Annotated in this window: 12 protein-coding genes; 11 read left to right on the plus strand and 1 reads right to left on the minus strand. The window is 37.1% G+C overall.

Annotated elements, in window-relative coordinates; translation table 11 throughout:
* Nucleotides 1–207 precede the first annotated feature (207 nt).
* Nucleotides 208–1,482 carry a glycosyltransferase gene (locus GLO7428_RS06955; protein ID WP_051038405.1) on the plus strand — a complete coding sequence of 425 codons (1,275 nt, stop codon included), beginning with the start codon at nt 208–210 and terminating at the stop codon, nt 1,480–1,482.
* A gap of 592 nt (nt 1,483–2,074) precedes the next feature.
* On the opposite strand, the gene GLO7428_RS06960 is transcribed toward GLO7428_RS06955, so the two are convergent.
* Nucleotides 2,075–5,623, minus strand: coding sequence for an NB-ARC domain-containing protein (locus GLO7428_RS06960; RefSeq protein WP_015187857.1), 3,549 nt, complete (start codon nt 5,621–5,623; stop codon nt 2,075–2,077).
* A 481-nt stretch (nt 5,624–6,104) separates the two neighbouring features.
* Here GLO7428_RS06960 and GLO7428_RS06965 point away from each other — a divergent pair, with 481 nt between their 5' ends.
* The 10 genes from GLO7428_RS06965 (at nt 6,105) to hepA (ending at nt 17,422) form a co-directional block, all read left to right on the plus strand.
* Complete coding sequence (locus GLO7428_RS06965) at nt 6,105–6,464, plus strand: hypothetical protein (protein ID WP_196797470.1); 360 nt, start codon at nt 6,105–6,107, stop codon at nt 6,462–6,464.
* 1,429 nt (nt 6,465–7,893) lie between these two features.
* Complete coding sequence (gene pssD / locus GLO7428_RS06970) at nt 7,894–8,337, plus strand: PssD/Cps14F family polysaccharide biosynthesis glycosyltransferase (RefSeq protein WP_015187859.1); 444 nt, start codon at nt 7,894–7,896, stop codon at nt 8,335–8,337.
* A gap of 30 nt (nt 8,338–8,367) precedes the next feature.
* Nucleotides 8,368–8,832 (plus strand): glycosyltransferase, encoded by a 465-nt coding sequence (locus tag GLO7428_RS06975; protein ID WP_015187860.1) that lies wholly within the window; start codon nt 8,368–8,370, stop codon nt 8,830–8,832.
* Nucleotides 8,833–8,909: 77 nt separating this feature from the next.
* Complete coding sequence (locus tag GLO7428_RS06980; protein ID WP_015187861.1) at nt 8,910–9,905, plus strand: sugar transferase; 996 nt, start codon at nt 8,910–8,912, stop codon at nt 9,903–9,905.
* Nucleotides 9,906–9,967: 62 nt separating this feature from the next.
* On the plus strand, nt 9,968–11,008 hold the full coding sequence (locus GLO7428_RS06985) for a glycosyltransferase family 2 protein (RefSeq protein WP_015187862.1): 1,041 nt from the start codon (nt 9,968–9,970) through the stop codon (nt 11,006–11,008).
* 51 nt (nt 11,009–11,059) lie between these two features.
* Nucleotides 11,060–12,037 (plus strand): glycosyltransferase family A protein, encoded by a 978-nt coding sequence (locus GLO7428_RS06990; RefSeq protein ID WP_015187863.1) that lies wholly within the window; start codon nt 11,060–11,062, stop codon nt 12,035–12,037.
* Between the two features lie 75 nt (nt 12,038–12,112).
* Nucleotides 12,113–13,135 carry a glycosyltransferase family 2 protein gene (locus GLO7428_RS06995; protein ID WP_015187864.1) on the plus strand — a complete coding sequence of 341 codons (1,023 nt, stop codon included), beginning with the start codon at nt 12,113–12,115 and terminating at the stop codon, nt 13,133–13,135.
* 142 nt (nt 13,136–13,277) lie between these two features.
* Entirely contained in the window at nt 13,278–14,225 is a 948-nt protein-coding gene (locus tag GLO7428_RS07000) for a sulfotransferase (RefSeq protein ID WP_015187865.1), read from the plus strand.
* Nucleotides 14,226–14,251: 26 nt separating this feature from the next.
* Nucleotides 14,252–15,427: a glycoside hydrolase family 5 protein gene (locus tag GLO7428_RS07005; RefSeq protein ID WP_015187866.1), complete on the plus strand. Its 1,176-nt coding sequence runs from the start codon at nt 14,252–14,254 to the stop codon at nt 15,425–15,427.
* Nucleotides 15,428–15,550: 123 nt separating this feature from the next.
* Complete coding sequence (gene hepA, locus GLO7428_RS07010) at nt 15,551–17,422, plus strand: heterocyst formation ABC transporter subunit HepA (protein ID WP_231295561.1); 1,872 nt, start codon at nt 15,551–15,553, stop codon at nt 17,420–17,422.
* The last annotated feature ends 78 nt before the right edge of the window (nt 17,423–17,500 follow it).

Raw genomic sequence — 17,500 nt, forward strand, 5'->3', positions numbered from 1 at the left:
ATTCGGTTTCTTCTATCCTCTGACTATAGTCAACATTTGTCTATATATAAAAAGTTGGGTTTATTCAGGAATAGTAGATAACACAACTATTTTAAATAGAACTTAGTTGGATACAACTGAACTTTTCTATAATTGCATAAAATCAATTTTTCATAGAATATTAAGTACATATTCAAGTTAGTTTTAACTGTTTTGTAGATGAAGCGAATGAAAAGTTTATCAAGTTTGATTTATCTGTCAAAAGGTAATTTACCATCAAAAATGGCTCATACAATACAAGTAGCTAAAATGGCACAAGCCTTTTCGGAAAATATTGAAGATTTTGAATTGGTGACTTCTGGAGATATTTCGTCAGCTATTCAAGGAATGAATTCAGATTTTCAAACATGGTATGGGTTGCATCATAAATTTAAGCTTGTCCGCTTACCAATGCACTTCAAAATTAAGTATCCATTTCCTTATAATTATGAAAATGAAATTTTCTATAAGCTAGCAATTTTATATGCTTGTTTGAAGTCTCCGTCGGTTGTGTATACTCGTACTCCTACTATCGCTGCGCTTTTGTTAAAAATTGGTGTACCTGTTTTATGGGAATGGCACGAACCAATACCCGAAGGAACTACTTCTTTTTATCAAGCACTTTTAAATAATAAAAAATTGCTTGGTATTGTGACGACCTTACCTCAGTTAGCTGAAAACTATATTCAGCATGGATTTCTAAGAAGTAAAATACTAGTTGCACCTAATGCAGTTGATCTGAAGAATTTTCTACCATATCAAGATAAACAACTAGCCCGAAAGAAACTATCTATTTGCCAAGAAGATAAAATAGTTCTGTACTCAGGACATTTGTATGAATATAAAGGGATTCCAACAATTTTAAAAACTGCCCGTCTTCTACCAGAGTATAAATTTGTACTTGTTGGCGGTTGGGCTGATGATATTCAAAGAGTACAAGCGGCTTACAAAAAGATTGGTTTAAGCAATATAATACTCGTTGGTCACGTCAATCAGACGAAGTTAGCTTCCTATTTATATGCAGCAGATGTCCTAATTCTGCCTACAAGTAAGTACTGGAATTTAGCGGGAGCTACTTGTCCGCTTAAGCTTTTTGATTACATGGTTTCTCGAAGACCAATTGTAGCTTCAGCCTTACCAACAATAATGACAGTAGCAAGAGATAAACAGAATGCTCTTTTAGCAGAGCCAGATAATCCTATTTCCTTTAAAGAAGCTATATTGGCATTATTTGAAAATCCTGTGCTAGCTAATGCTATTGCTGAGTGTGCTTTTCAAGAAGTACAAAACTTCACTTGGGATAATCGAGCAAAGCGAGTTCTGCAATTTGTAGCAGAAAGATTACAAGCAGCAGATGAAGATGTAGTTACCTATAGAATGGGTTTAATGAAATATATTAAACAAAAAGTTTTTTCACGGGTAGATAATTATCTACCTTCACTACAATCATCGCAAGCAAGGTAAGTTTAACCAGTGTATTCTTATCCTTCAACTCATTTTCTACTGTGGACACATATCTCTAATATCAACTCCAAAAACCTGCTTTTGCTCCTCAACCTCTGCCATCTCAGCGCTACGTGTTTCAACTTTTGCCAAGGCTCCCCAATTCTGGAGGGCTTCTCGCTATCTTAAACTTGAGTTATAGGATTGATGTGTATATCGTACCCTAAACTTAGGAAAGGAATTTATGGTGAGGGCGACGATCGCTTGCTGAGAAGCAGATCTTTGATTGAATCACAGACTATCAGTATTGTTGCTATTAGTTAATAGTTAGTAGAAAAGTTACTAAGTAGGTGGGCATAATTAAATATCACACTTGTTGAGGTCGGTAATCGGTAATCGGTAATGGGTGATTCTTAATAAGTAGTTTTCCAATGACCAATGACCAGTTACCAATTACCACCCTTGAAGATACGTTATATTTTTACCCACTTACTTAGTCATATTCATGTCCTATCTTAAGCATCATTCATCAATCAAAAACGTTTAATAAGGGTTTAGTTGTTCTAAACCCTTATTGCTATTGATATGTTTGTCCGTTTGATTGGATAGCTGGCTACGATCGCTCGACGGCTCCTAACGCTTTTAAAGCTGCTTTTTGAGCATCGGTTAAACCTTCAATATCAGTAATGTTCATATCTTCGTAAGGTCTAGCAGTTCTTAATGTTTTCTGGCATTCTCCAGTGGTGATGTGCCAAAGCTTGATTGTTTCATCTTGGCTACTACTTGCGATTAAACCATCAGAACTAAAAGCGATCGCCCGCACCCAACTTTTGTGTCCTTGTAACGACTTGAGACATTCACCAGTTTTGACATCCCAGAGCCTCACACTAAAATGATCGCCATTCGTTGCTAATATGTGACCATCGGGACTAAACGCAATTGCCCAGATCGTACTGGTATCTGCTTGGAACGACTGCAAACATTGACCTGTATGAACATCCCAAACTTTTACGATCCCATCATCACTGCCGCTTGCTAAGCGTTGACCATCAGCACTTAAGACAACTGCCTTAATATGACCGGTGTGTTCGCGTAAGGTTTGATAGCACTGTTGAGTAGAAACGTGCCAAAGTCTTATAGTGCGGTCTTTACTACCACTGATGATGACTTGACCATCAGAACTTAGCGCAACTGTACGCACCTGGCTGGGATGCTGCATTGTACTCAAGCATTCGCCGGTTGTGGCATCCCATAACTTGACAGTGCAATCGTCACTACCACTAATAATTGTCGAACCATCGGGATGAAACGCGGCTGATCGCACTTGGTTTTGATGTCCGTACAAGGTTATTAGGCATTCACCTGTGGTTACTGACCAGAGTTTTAGTGTATGGTCGTTACTCGCACTCGCTAAAGTTTGACAATCTGGGCTAAAAGCAACCGATTGTACTCGGCTAGTATGACCTTGCATGACTCGGATTTCGCCATCTTGAGGATTCCACAGCCTCACAGATGCATCATTGTTACCACTCGCCATTAATCCATCAGCGCTAAAAGCAAGGGATACAGCCCAATTTGCATAGGCGCGTAGCGTTCTGATACATTCACCAGTACTAAGTTCCCAAATTTTGATTGTTTGCTCATTACTACTACTAGCAAGTGTTTGACCATCGGGATTGAACGTAACTGCGCGGATTTGCCCTGTGTGTCCTTTGAGTGTTGCGCGACATTCACCAGTGCTGATTGACCAAAGTTTAATGGTGCGATCGCTACTCCCACTTGCGATAGTGTGACCGTCGGGACTAAACGCCACTGATTGAACTTCACTAGTATGGTCTTCTAGGGTTTTGAGACATTCACCGGTGCTGAGTGAGTAAAGTTTAACGGTGCGATCGCTACTCCCACTCGCGATCGTTTGACCGTCGGGACTAAACGCCACCGATTGGATCGCGCTGGTATGCTGGTGTAATAATGTGAGGCATCTTTGCGAGCTAACAGACCATAGCTCAATTGTTCCAGTGCTGCTACCACTAATGAGAATTTCACTGTTAGGACTAAAAGCCAAGGAAGTTATATAGCTTGCGCCTCCACGCCAAGTTGTAATAGATTCGCCAGTATCCGCAGACCATAATTTGATGATGCCATCATAACTTGCACTCGCAAGCATTCGACTATCCGAACTTACCGCGACTGCGCAGACGGGATGACGATGTCCGTGTAAAGATTTGAGGCATTGACCAGTATGGACATCACCTAACTTGACTGTGCGATCGCTAGTACAAACGAGCGTTTGCCCATCTGGACTCAAAGTCGCGACGCGCAACCAAGAATTGTATCCTTTAGTGAGGTGCCGTAGCTTCATTTGCGGAACATGCCAGATATATGTTGCCCCACTTGTGTTGACCGCACTCAAAAATTGTCCATTAGAACTAAATGCGATCGCCAGAAGACTACCAAAATTTGCCAAAAAGACCGACTTATCTAAATCTGACGATGCCAAGTTCACCTGATGTAAATCGACATCAAGACGCGCTTGCCAGATTTTTAGGTGTGAGAAGTCATAGCCGTCGAGGTCAACTTGCATATGGCGAAGGAGATTCAGAATATTACCACTGGTATAACCAGGTTGCAATGGCGATCGCTCTTGCAAGTTCTTGATAATTTTGCTGAGGTGATGAGCAATACTCTTGCGACTTCCCATATCAGCAAAAAGCTGATTAACTATCGGTTGCAGAATGTAGCGTGTTTGCGCATTTCTAATATACTCTTTGGCAGAAGCTTTTACTAAAGCATGACTTTTGAAAAATACGAATTGTTGTGTCTTCAACTCTAAACAGATTTGCTTAATAAAACGATCAGTAACGTATTCGGCGATCGCGGGTTGTTGCGTAAACAGTCCTGACGTTTTTTCAATCAGCGCGCGTTGTCGCAGCGACTCTAAAGCCTCGGCTAATTCCAACGGGTGTACTTCTTGAAGAATATCTTCTGCCAATTCTCGCAATGAAACTGGTTCGCGGTTAATTGCTAACCAGTACATAATATCTTGCTCCATCTGTGAGAGACACTCAAAATCTTGATCGAATAAATTTTTAATATTGCTAAAGACTGTTTTACCTGAATTTAAGAATTCTGTAATGTCGCGATCAAAAACATCTTGAACAATAGGAGCAACCATCTTTAATAATAGAGGATTACCACCATAAATATTCATAATTTTTGCATAGCTTTCCCTCGTTCCATGTAATTGGCTATCTTTAAAAATTTGCTGTCCTTCTTCTAGATTTAAGCCACTTAGTTGTAAGGTTTTTAAGCGCTGTTCGCCTTCTTTGAGATAAAAATCTCTTGGCTTCTCGCGGCTAGTTAACAATAAACAACTTTGATGCGCTGTTTCGCCTATGCACCGAATCAACTGCGAGTAGCCTTCGTATTCTCGGTGAAATTGTTCCTGATCTCGATGACGTAGAATCGCATCCAAACCATCTAGAATAAGTAGACAGCGATGTTTGCGTAGATAGTCGAGTAGGCGTAGCGTTCGCAAACTAATATTTTCCGGTAGATCAATTTCTGTATTGTGCGAAAGAAAGTAAATGAGTTCTGCCAAGATATCTTTAATCGGCACTTGGTCTAAAGAGCGCCAAATAACATACTCAAAATTGTTTTGAATCTGCTGAGCTAATTTAACCGATAAGGCTGTTTTGCCAATACCTGCCATGCCTAAAATAGTGACGACACGACAGCGATCGCTGACAATCCATTGCTCTAATACAACCATCTCTTGGGTACGACCATAGAAGATTGCGACATCAGCTGCTTCTCCCCAATCCCTGCGAGTGTCAGTAATTTTTTTCGTTTGAGGTGGTGTCGATTTTGCTTCTTCTAGTTTTCGTTGCAGAGCAGTGCGAAAATTCTTTTTACTAACTTTTTCCCCTAAAGCATCAGAGAGGATTTTCCATAATCTAGGTCCAACATCGCGTTTCAAGTAGTTATCGCTGTATCCTTCTTTGTCAGCAATTTCTTCATAGGTATAACCTAGCCACGCACCTTTAAGAATAATTTTTTGAATATCTGTTAAGTAACTACCTTTTACAGCATAAACAGCATTGTCTGCGGCTTTAAATTCTTCTTTTTTGTCTAAATCTAAGTCAGATTCCGAATAGTTCATCTTTACCTCTATCTGCCTAAAGTTTATTCCTTTCCCAAAAAAACATTTTTTTCTTCGGTTCGATAAAATCAAGTTGCTAAAGAAAATTTAGATTATTTGGTGTTAGGAAATAATATTTTCTCTGCTATCGGAAGGACAATATTTTACGGGAAGCTGCAAAGCATTAAATCATACTTTAGTAAACAAGAATATAGCAAATCTGTTCTTTTGGAAACAATTAGTAAGTCATTTCGCTTAAATTCATAAAAAAACTCGCATTTCCCAGAATTTAGCAGTTTTATTGCTACAAAATCATCAAGCAATTACTCATAACTCTTCATTTTATTTTGTTCTTTAGAAGTTTTGTACTTGATTATCAGAGTTTATTAAGTGGATTTCCAGAACTTTATTGACTAGCCATATTTATAAAATTGATACATAAGAAAGTAAGTGTTTACAAAAAAGAAGCTCAATGTATCCTCCATATTCAGAAGATAAAGCTATGACTAATGGTTACGGACGACACAATCCTGATGCAACAAGTCGCCCTACCTTTTATATGTCAGAAGAATTACTAAGAGCTATCCAGATTCAAGCACAGCGCGAACGCAATTCTCGGTCTGGATTTATATCTGGTTTGTTAAGTTTTCTGCTTCTATCACCCATTGGTCAACAATTACGAGAAAATGCTCGTATTAATAACCGCACTTTGGCTCAAGAGTTAGAGCAGTCTTTGGCATTACTACAACAACAGATACCCCTTGAGCAAGTCAATCAGATAGCAGCGACGAGCCAGCGATCGCAATTAGAAATGCTTACTTATTTAGTTTTACTAGGATTACAAACATATTCCAGAGAGTAATGCTTGATTATTAATAGGTATTAGTTATCCGTAAAAGATAACTAATTGGCTATAAATTCATACCTAACTCACAGATGTATTCCAATAATGAAGTAGTTGAATTATTGAAATGAAATAACAACATATCATCAAGATATTATTAGGTGAGAATTGAGTTGATTTTAAAGGTAGTGGTTTCATAGGTTTTGAGAGATTGAGTAGAAAATAGGTTTACTACAGCCAAACTTCTTGCATCTAGCAGACAAATAAAGCAGGGTACTTAGCTACGAAATGCTATAGAATCCATTTTCTAAAAGTTAATATCTCCGTCGTCAGATTAGCTGAAGTTATCGGTAAGCTTTATCGGAGCTACTACTACTATCCAAATCAAGGCGGAAAGAACAACTCGAAGGAAGACATTTATGCAATCCTACCATTACTACATTCAACTCACTCACCACCATCTAAACTACTACTATGTTAATCGTCTCTTAATGTCAGTGATCTACATCACGAAGCTAGGGTATGATAACTAGATACACGCGTGTTCTGAAGAAACTGACTAAGTAGAAATCTACTTCCTTAAAGAATCCTAGTTAGAAAATGTAGATAGTTGTATTGAGACTTACATATATTTTTTACCAAAATAGTTTCCAAAGCAAGCTAATAAGTACTACATTAAGCTGTACTGCATTTCTAAGTATGTTATCTAGAAAACTTTTCCATAGAGTTAATAAAGATTAATTAACTTCTAATATTTTTTACTTTGAAATGATAAAAACTTGATACTCATATAGTTAGCATAGATATCAAAACTGACAGCAATAACATCGATAACATCTATAAGATTTTGGGCAATTGAATATATTATGTGAAAAGAGCTTACTACATAAACATACTTTTTTTACATTATATAACTATATCGCTGTTGCTTAGCATATATGCTGTATTAGTTATAGTGTAAAGTAGTAAATTTATATATTCACTTTGTTTTCATAAGAAGCTCTATTGAGTGAGTTGTATAAATTAAGATTTTGCACATATTTACAGATAGTAATGACAAGGCAATGTTAGCAACTAATACTTGTATAAAAAAGAAATAAACTGTTTGATATATACTCTACCAGGGAAACGAGTTGTAATTTAATAAGAGAGCTTACAATACTGAATTAAATAGCATAATAATTTCTAGCAGTTATCTCACAAATATATCTATGTTTGTCTTTCAGTGTACTAAAGTACGTCTTAAGTTCAGTAATCTAAAAACAAGCAACCTCTGAACTTCTCTGTATAGACAATTATTTGTTATTACTAGAACATATAAAAACTAACGAATTGAGTTATGTTTATTGAGCAAGCTGTAGTGAATCTACTGCACTCGTAACATCACCATAAATTCAGTTTTATATTTCAGTCCTATTTCATAAGCACTTTGGCTGGGTAGCAAACAATGAAAGTTATACTCGTTTGCTCTACTGGGGGACATTTTCAGGCAATGCAAAGCTTATATCCTTTTTGGAGAAATCATCAGCGGATCTGGGTGACGTTTTATAGTGAAACCACCAAAACAACTCTAGATGCAGAAACAGTGTATTGGGCGTGGAGTCCTACAAATCGCAATCTAGTAAATTTGGTACGCAATGTTTTTTTAGCCTGGCAAGTTCTTTCTCAGGAAACACCGCATTTAGTTATTTCTACAGGTGCAGGAGTAGCAGTACCTTTTTTAATTTTAGCAAAGCTGTTAGGTAGTCAAACAGTTTTTATCGAGTCTATTACACGAGTAAAGCAGTTAAGCTTATCCGCTAGATTAGCTTTACCATTCCTAGATACTTTATATGTACATTGGCCACAATTGCAAGCACGGTATCCAAAAGCAGAAATAATAAGTTCTTGAGTATGAATTTCTCCTTTCATATCTAATACTATGATTCTTGTTACCGTTGGTACTGAGCAATTTCCTTTTAACCGCTTAATGTCATGGATTCAAGTCATGACTAAGCGTGGGTTTATATCTGAAGAAGTTGTAGTTCAGTATGGTAGTTCTACTACTGTACCTACTGGAGTTAAGAGTTATCCTTTGCTAGCACCAGAACAGTTTCAGGCACTTACTAAACAAGCCCGTATAATCATAGGACATTGCGGAGAAGGCTCTATTCTTGTCTTATCTGCTACTGCTAAACCATATATTTTAGTGCCTCGAAGCCAAAAGTTTAAAGAACATATTGACGATCATCAAATTGAGCTAGCAGAAGCTCTTGCTCAATTTGATGTTCCTATTGCTTGGTCCCCAGGTGATTTAGTAAGATTTTTAGCTTTACCTCGAATAGTTCCTGTAACACTCATTTCAGCTACAACTATTTGTGAGCGTCTGCATGACCGTTTTAAATAATGAAAAAGCTATATTTTACTCAAACAAATAGTGAGTTTTTCAGATTGAATTAAACTAAACTACTTAAGGAAATATCTATGGTTTTAGAAACACCTCCATTAAGTAAAGATGTGCATTTATCAATTTTGAATAAGGTTCCTTTAGTTCAGCTACCTGTTAACTTAAATTTGGCTTATGCTGTCAATTTAGAAAAAGTTTTTCAACACCTTTTGCTGCAAACTCCAGAACATATTATCCTTGATTGTAGTCAAACCACTTTTATTGATAGTAGTGGTATAGGCTTACTAATTCAAATTTTCCAGAAAGCTCAATACCAAAATACTAATGTAATAATTTGGAGTATTGACTCGCACATTAAGACAGCGTTAATTGCTGCTGGAATTCAACCAATATTTTTTGATACCGAAAGTAATGCTATTTCCTTAATTGAGCGCAAAAAGATAAAAAATCCGCTAGTAAAAGTTCATCTGTCAGTTGATTCTAGGCTTAAAAGAGCAATAGATATCATAGGAGCAATAGTTGGCTTGGGGCTAGTATTAGTTCTATTCATACCTATTGCGATCGCGATCAAACTTGATAGCCCTGGTCCCATTTTTTTTAGTCAAACCCGCTGTGGTTTACTAGGAAGACGTTTTCGCATCTGGAAATTCCGGTCGATGGTTGTCAATGCTGAAGATTTGAAAAAGCAAGTTGAAAATCAAGTCAAAGGTCCTTTTTTTAAAAGCAAAAGTGATCCAAGGATTACGTGGGTTGGTAATTTTTTGAGGCGGACAAGCTTAGATGAAATTCCTCAGTTTTGGAATGTTCTTAAAGGAGATATGAGTTTGGTAGGCACTCGACCTCCTACCTGTGATGAAGTAGATCAATATACTGTGCAGATGTGGCAGCGTCTTAATGTTAAACCAGGTATCACTGGTCAATGGCAAACTAATGGGCGTTCAGAAATCTGTGATTTTAATGACGTATTAGAACTAGATTTAGATTATCAAAAAAAGTGGAGTATTCTCTATGATATTAAGCTAATTTTGAAGACATTATTAGTTGTTTTTCAAGAGAAAAGTAGTGCCATATAGAACAATCTTTATGTACGCGATAGACCTAGTTTTACAGAAACATTATTAAACCAGCAAGCTTTATGCCAAAAGTATCAGTTATTATTCCAGTTTATAATGTTGAAAATTTTATTGCTGCTACAGTGTCTTCAGTGCTAGCGCAAACTTATACAGACTTTGAACTTCTAATCATTGATGATGAATCTCCGGATCAGAGTATACAAATTTGTCAACAGTTTAGAGACTCCAGAATTAAAATTATTCATCAGAAAAATCGGGGTTTAGCTGGAGCAAGAAACACTGGTATTTATCATGCACAAGGAGAATATCTAGCTTTTTTAGATGGAGACGATTTATGGTTGCCAGAAAAGTTAGAACAACATGTGAGCCATTTAGATAATTCTCCTTCTGTTGGAGTAAGCTTTAGCTGTTCTGTCTTTATAGATGAAGCAGGGCAGGATTTAGGTGTCTATCAAATTCCTAAGAAGCTACAAGGAATTACACCATCATATATCCTTTGCCGTAACCCGATTGGAAATGGTTCTGCACCTGTCATCCGAAAACAAGTGTTTGAAGCAATTAAGTTTTTTAAGCAGCAAGGCGATCTAGTAGAAAGTTGTTATTTTGATCCTCAATGCCGGCGTTCAGAGGATGTTGAATGTTGGCTACGTATTGCAGTTCAAACCTTCTGGCAATTTGAAGGGATTCCAGAAGCTTTAACGTTATATAGAATCAATTCGTGTGGGTTGTCAGCGAATTGGGTAGAACAGTTTGAGTCTTGGCAACAAGCCATTGAAAAAATACGTACTTTTGCCCCAGAGTTAATTTCTCAATGGGAAAAGCCTGCTAAAGCCTACCAGTTGCGTTACTTGGCACGTAGAGCCATCACCCTGCGATCGCCATCCATAGCAGTAAAGCTAATTAATCATTCTGTGGCTACGTACTGGCGTATTTTATTCGAGGAACCACGCCGAACACTCCTCACTTGGGCAGCAGCCTATTTTCTTTTCCTGCTCCCAGATTTTATTTATAACTCCACAGAAACTATAGCTTTAAAACTAATCAAAATCACGCATAAATGGTATTTATTTAAGCAGGAATTATTTGTGAAATCGTCAATTTGAAACTAAATTTTTAAATAGTTAATTAGAATAAAAAACTGCTCTGTATAAATTATGCCTAAACTATCCGTTATTATTCCTGTTTATAATGGCGAAAAAACTATACTAAAAACTGTTGAATCGGTTCAACAGCAAACATTTTTTAATTTTGAACTGATTGTCATTAACGACGGTTCAACAGATTCTACATTAGAGCTACTAGCCCACCTACGCGAACCGCGCATGAAAGTGTTGTCCTATGAAAACGGTGGATTGCCTGTAGCCCGAAATCGAGGTATCGCCAATGCAACAGGAGAATTTATTACATTTATTGATGCTGATGACTTATGGACGCCTAATAAATTAGAGTTGCAATTAGCTGTTTTACAACAGCATCCAGATGCTGATGCAGTTTATAGCTGGACACTGTATTTAAACGAAGAAGGTACAGCTTTTCATCAAGGAGAGCAACTGCATTTTCAGGGCAATGTTTTACCTCAATTGTTGTTGAGTAATTTTATTGCAAGTGGTTCTAATATAATGATACGCAAACAGGCGATCGCATCCGTAGGATACTTCGATCCAACATTACGCTCTTGCGAAGATTGGGATTATTGGCTACGTTTAGCCGCTCACTGTGCTTTTGTTGTCGTACCTAAGTATCAAATTATTTATCGCCAATCTACCACTGCCATGTCATCTAAAGTTGAAGTCATGGAAAAACATCTTTTAATTGTTCATGAACGTGGATTTCGCCTAGCGTCTTCAGAATTACAATTTCTGAAGAATCAGAGTTTAGCCAATATCTATGAGTTTTTAGCTCACTTATGCTTGAATTACATTTCCGGTACTAATGGAGCTAAACAAGCATATCAAAAACTTCGGCAAGCAATTGTTTTACAGCCTTCACTATTGTTAACAAAAAAAACACAAGTATTACTAATAAAAATTGGCTTATTACTGCTATTCTCACCAAAGTTTTCTGAAAGAATATTACAGGAAGTTAAGACACTTCGAGCTAAAAATCTTGAATCCATTAATTCTTACTCATAACTCAAGTTTATTCATATTCCTTCAAAGCAATATATAACGGTGAATACTTAATGGATATTTAATAGTGAGTTGCAAATGAAAAAAATTTCAGTAATCATTCCGGTTTATCAAGTAGAAAAGTATATAGCAAAAACAATAGATTCTGTGCTGGCACAAACTTATCAAAATTTTGAAATTCTTGTTGTTAATGATGGTTCGCGCGATCGCACTCAAGAAATTTGTCAGCAATTCACAGACAAGCGAGTTAAAATTATTAGTCAAGAAAATGGAGGTCCATCTAAAGCTCTTAATACTGGTATTCGTTATGCTCAAGGAGAGTATCTAGCTTTTCTTGACGGCGATGATCTGTGGCTACCAGAAAAGCTTGCTAAGCACATTGCTCATTTAGAAAGCTCTTTAGATGTTGGAGTTAGCTTCAGTCGATCAGCATTCATTAATGAAACTGGGCAGCTTTTAGGGAGCTATCAAACGCCAAAACTCAAAAATATTACGGTGTCCGACTTACTATGTAGTAATCCTCTTGGCAATGGATCATCCGCAGTATTTCGCCGCGAAACACTAGAAGCAATTAAATTTCAAAACAATTTCGCTAATTCCTTAGAAAACTGTTATTTCGAGGAACGTAACCGCGCATCGCAAGATAATGAAATTTTACTGCGGATCGGACTTTTAACCTCTTGGAAAATTGAAGGCATATCTGAAGTGCTTACTCTCTATCGGGTGAAACCTGGGGGAATTTCTGCTAATTTCTTGCGAACTGTTGAAGTTTGGGATGAAGTTCTTGCGCGATCGCGCTGTTTAGCACCAGAAATCATTGCTAAATGGGAAAAGAAATCTAAGGCATATCAGCTTAGAATAACGGCACGTACAGCAGTTCGGATGCAATCAGGTGCTGTAGCTGTGCAATTATTAAACAAATCCTTGCTAACTTACTGGCGCATACTTATTGAGGAGCCACAACGTATGTTTTTAACATATATAGCTGCCTATTCACTCTGGGTCCTACCGTTGCCATTAAATCGCTTACTAGAAAAGCTGGTTTTACAACGAATCAAAGTTACCCAAAATCCTATACTTCAAGATTATCCAGGTCACTAGCGGATTAGATCCATTGTTTAAATTTCCACAAAATAGTTAAGTTATAAACCCAGACTGAACCTAAATCTAAGGCACCTTACTTAAAAGCTTTGAGCTAATACCATAACTTAATTTGTTATTCCTGTACAATATAGTGTTCATTATGCAAGTCAATAAAATTAAAGTACTTTATATCGCTGGCTATTCATTTAGTGGTAGTACTATCCTTGCTAATATCCTAGGAGAAATTGAAGGTTTCTTTTCAGCGGGAGAATTACGTTGTATTTGGGAGGAAAATTTAATAAAGAACTTTCGATGTGGATGTGGAAGTAGATTCCATGACTGTAGTTTTTGGCAAGAAGTTTTTAATAAATATCCTGGAGGTATGCAGCACATTAATGCTCAAGAAATAGTAGGTTTGCAAGAGAAACGCAAGCATTTCCCTTTCATGCTGCTTCCTGGAAATAAACAAGTATTAAAACCAAGGTTTAAAAAATATTTGTCAAGTATTGAGAAACTATATCAAGCAATTCAGTCAACTACTAGTAGTAAAGTTATCGTTGATTCTTCCAAATCTCCTTTATATAGTTACACGCTTAGTATGCTGCCGACAATTGATTTATATATTGTTCATCTCGTTCGCGATCCTCGTGCGGTGCAGTATTCATGTATAAAACGCAAACTGCGTAAAAAACATCGTTGGGAAGAGCATAGTATTGTTGAGGGTTGCCTTACTTGGAATGCTTGCAACTCAGCAGTAGAGTTATTTTGGCGTTCCTCTCCAAATCACTACCTAAGATTACACTATGAAGATTTTATCCAAAGACCAAAAGCAGCTTTACAACAGATTCTTCAGTTGGTTCAGGAGGATATAACACAATTACCTATCGAAGGAGAAAATATAGTAAATCTTACAACTAATCACACAGCAATAGGAAACAATAATCGGTTCAACGCTGGAGCTACTCAGCTTAAAATAGATGAACAATGGAAAGAAAAAATGAGTGTCGAAGATCGGCAAAGTGTGACTAATTTAACATTGCCTTGGCTTTTATATTATGGTTATTTAAATAAAAATAAATTCACTTCAAATTACCTTAAAAGTACCTAAGAAATAATTAAGCATGGGGGCATACTATGCTCAATATAAGTTGGTCGCCTCGTATAAAAAGCAAAAAATTTTGGATTTTTTTTTCTATAGGATTATTATTTGTAGGAATATTAACACTTAACTCATCACCTACCTTAGGTGTGAAAGAGGAGCGCTTTTCTCGCCTTACTCAAGGTATTAATCTTTCACATTGGTTTGCTCAAGCTCCTTTAACTCATAAAAACTTTCAAACCCGTGTCTCTGTTCAAGATATACAGCAAATAAAAAAGATGGGATTTAGGCATGTGCGTGTACCTATAGATCCCAACGTCTTATTCAATGAAAAGCAGCCAGAAAAACTCAATCAAGATAATTTAAAAGACTTTGATAGAGCATTGGATATGATTCTGGCAGAAAATCTTGGAGTAATTGTAGATATTCATCCACAAGCTCGATTTAAACAACGCCTCTATAATGACGTTATCTTTGTAAATAATGTAGCTAAATTTTGGAAATCGTTGGCGCAGCATTTGAGTACAAGAGATCCGGAACTTGTTTTCTTGGAAGTACTTAATGAACCAGATGTCAAAGATCCTAAAGTTTGGTATAGTATCCAACCCAAACTACTAGCAGCAATGCGCTCTGGTGCGCCTTTACACACTTTAATTGCTAGTGGGAACCTTCGCGTAGGAAGAAATTGGGATGGTATCGAAGCCTTACAACTTTTATCTCCAATTAAAGATCTTAATGTAATCTATAACTTCCACTTCTACACACCAAAACCATTTGTTAGCCAAGGTGCAACTTGGGGATGGGATATGTTGCGGTATTTTCGTAGTGTTCCTTACCCTTCAAATCCAGTTTCAGTTGCGTCGATTTTGCCACAAATCAAGAATGAAACTGCGAGAAAGCGCTTACAAGAATATGGTAAACAACGGTGGAATGCTCAAAAGCTTGAAGAACTTATTAGTAATGCTGCTGCTTGGGCAAAAGAACATCAAGTACGCTTAACGTGTAATGAGTTTGGTGTTTATCGCAGAGTTGCTCCTCCAGACGATCGCAATACATGGATCCGCGATGTGCGATCGCTGCTTGAAAAATACAACATTGGTTGGTCTATGTGGGATTACAATCATGGCTTTGGTGTGATGAAACGAGTTAACGGAAAGTCTGTTCCTGATTTGGATACCTTACAAGCGTTATTTACTGAGATAGATTACTGAAGATTTATCTATTCTCTTGTCAGCAAGGCAAACTTAAAATTTCCTTACTCACATTTTCCCTATTTAATAGCTAATTAACGTTGATTAGCTTGTATAGATTTTTACAAACTCTGAGAGAAATCCTTGAATAAAGCTGTGCGCCTCAAACCAACATTATTGAGCTACAGGCTACTGAAAGCTACGAGATTCTGGAGAAATAACCACCTTATTCTCCGTCAGTTTAAACACTTCCGCCTCGTTGCGATCGCTGCCATTACATTTTCTTTACTTGCAGCAGTCTTTGAAGGAGTTACAATTGGTCTAATCTCGCTGTTTCTATCGAACTTTGCCGAGCCAGATAATCTTGCCAATATTCAAACAAAAATTCGCTGGGTAGACACTTTATTTTTAAGTGGAACTCTATCACCATTGAATAGGCTTTACCGAGTAACTGCTTTGATTTTTCTGGCTGTGTGGCTACGTTCTAGTTTCATTTATTTGGGAAACTATTATACTAGCCTTTCTGAAATTAATTTGACATATCGTTTACGCAAACAATTATTTGAACAGCTACACAGCCTGAGTCTAAGCTTCTTTGCTAAAAAGCGCCTTGGCGAGCTACTAAATAGCCTTCACAATGAAGTCAATCAAATTCGTTTAGCGTGTAATGTTGCCTCTATTTTTATCGCTAAAGGATTCACCTTAGTAGTATATGTAGCATCGATGTTTTGGTTGTCCTGGCAGCTAACTATTATTTCACTTTTAATGTTTATTTTGTTAGCTACAGGTTTAGCGACACTGCGAAGACAGGTAAGGCAAGCTAGTTTTGAAAATGTCCAAGCATCGCAAAAATTTACATCGATTTCAGCAGAATTTATCAGCGGAATACGTACTGTAAAAGCATTTTCATCACTTAAATATGAACGCAAGCGCTTTTATAATGCTCTTGATGAATTATTTAACGCGAATTCTAAAGCAAAAGCAGCTGCTTCAGTAGTACAGCCTCTAACAGAAGGAGTTTCGACAACTGTTTTATTAATTATTTTAGCTGTAGCAGTTACGCTTTCTTTTTCTGATCGAGATTTTCAGCTTGCCTCAATATTAACCTTTGTTTTTATATTATTACGTTTAGCACCCGTCGTTGCGCATTTAAACGGAGCTTGGTCAAGATTTACTAGTTTTCAGGGTTCATTGGCAAATATTAAAGAACTTCTAAGAACTGATAATAAAACTTATTTACAAGATGGTCATATTCAGTTTGATGGACTTAAAAAAGCTATTGCTTTTAAAGCAGTGGATTTCGGTTATAGTCCTCAAAACTTAGTATTGCAAAATATTACATTAACAATCAAAAAAGGACAGACGACTGCATTAGTTGGTGCTTCTGGTGCAGGTAAAAGTACGCTGGCAGACTTGATTCCGCGCTTTTACGATCCAATTCACGGCAAGATTTTAATTGACGGCATCGAGTTGCAGAAATTTAAAATGAATTCGCTACGACGCAAAATGGCAATCGTGAGCCAGGATACATTCATTTTTAATACTTCTGTACGGGAAAATATTACATATGGTACAGAGAATGTCGATGAAGCAGCTGTTTGGGAGGCGGCACGACTTGCGAATGCTTTGGAATTTATTCTCAAGCTACCTGATGGCTTAGATACGAGGCTAGGAGATCGCGGAGTGTTACTGTCTGGAGGTCAGCGCCAACGAATTGCGATCGCGCGTGCTTTGTTGCGTAATCCAGAAATCCTTATTCTCGATGAAGCAACGAGTGCGTTAGATTCAGTTTCAGAAAGATTAATTCAAGAATCGTTAGAAAAGCTTTCAGTTGGACGTACTGTGATTGCGATCGCACATCGTCTTTCTACTATTGTCAAAGCTGATTCTGTAGTAGTGCTTGAACAAGGTAGAATTGTGGAACAAGGAGGCTATCAAGAACTTTTAGAAAAACGAGGTAAACTGTGGAATTACCATCAGCTTCAGTACGACTTTAGTAAAACAAAACTTGATTAATTTTAACTAAAAAGCTTTAAAAATAGCATCAATAACGACTTGATTTATTTGTGATTATATCATAATTTATACAACGCG

It is taken from the genome of Gloeocapsa sp. PCC 7428, assembly GCF_000317555.1.
GTDB lineage: Bacteria > Cyanobacteriota > Cyanobacteriia > Cyanobacteriales > Chroococcidiopsidaceae > Chroogloeocystis.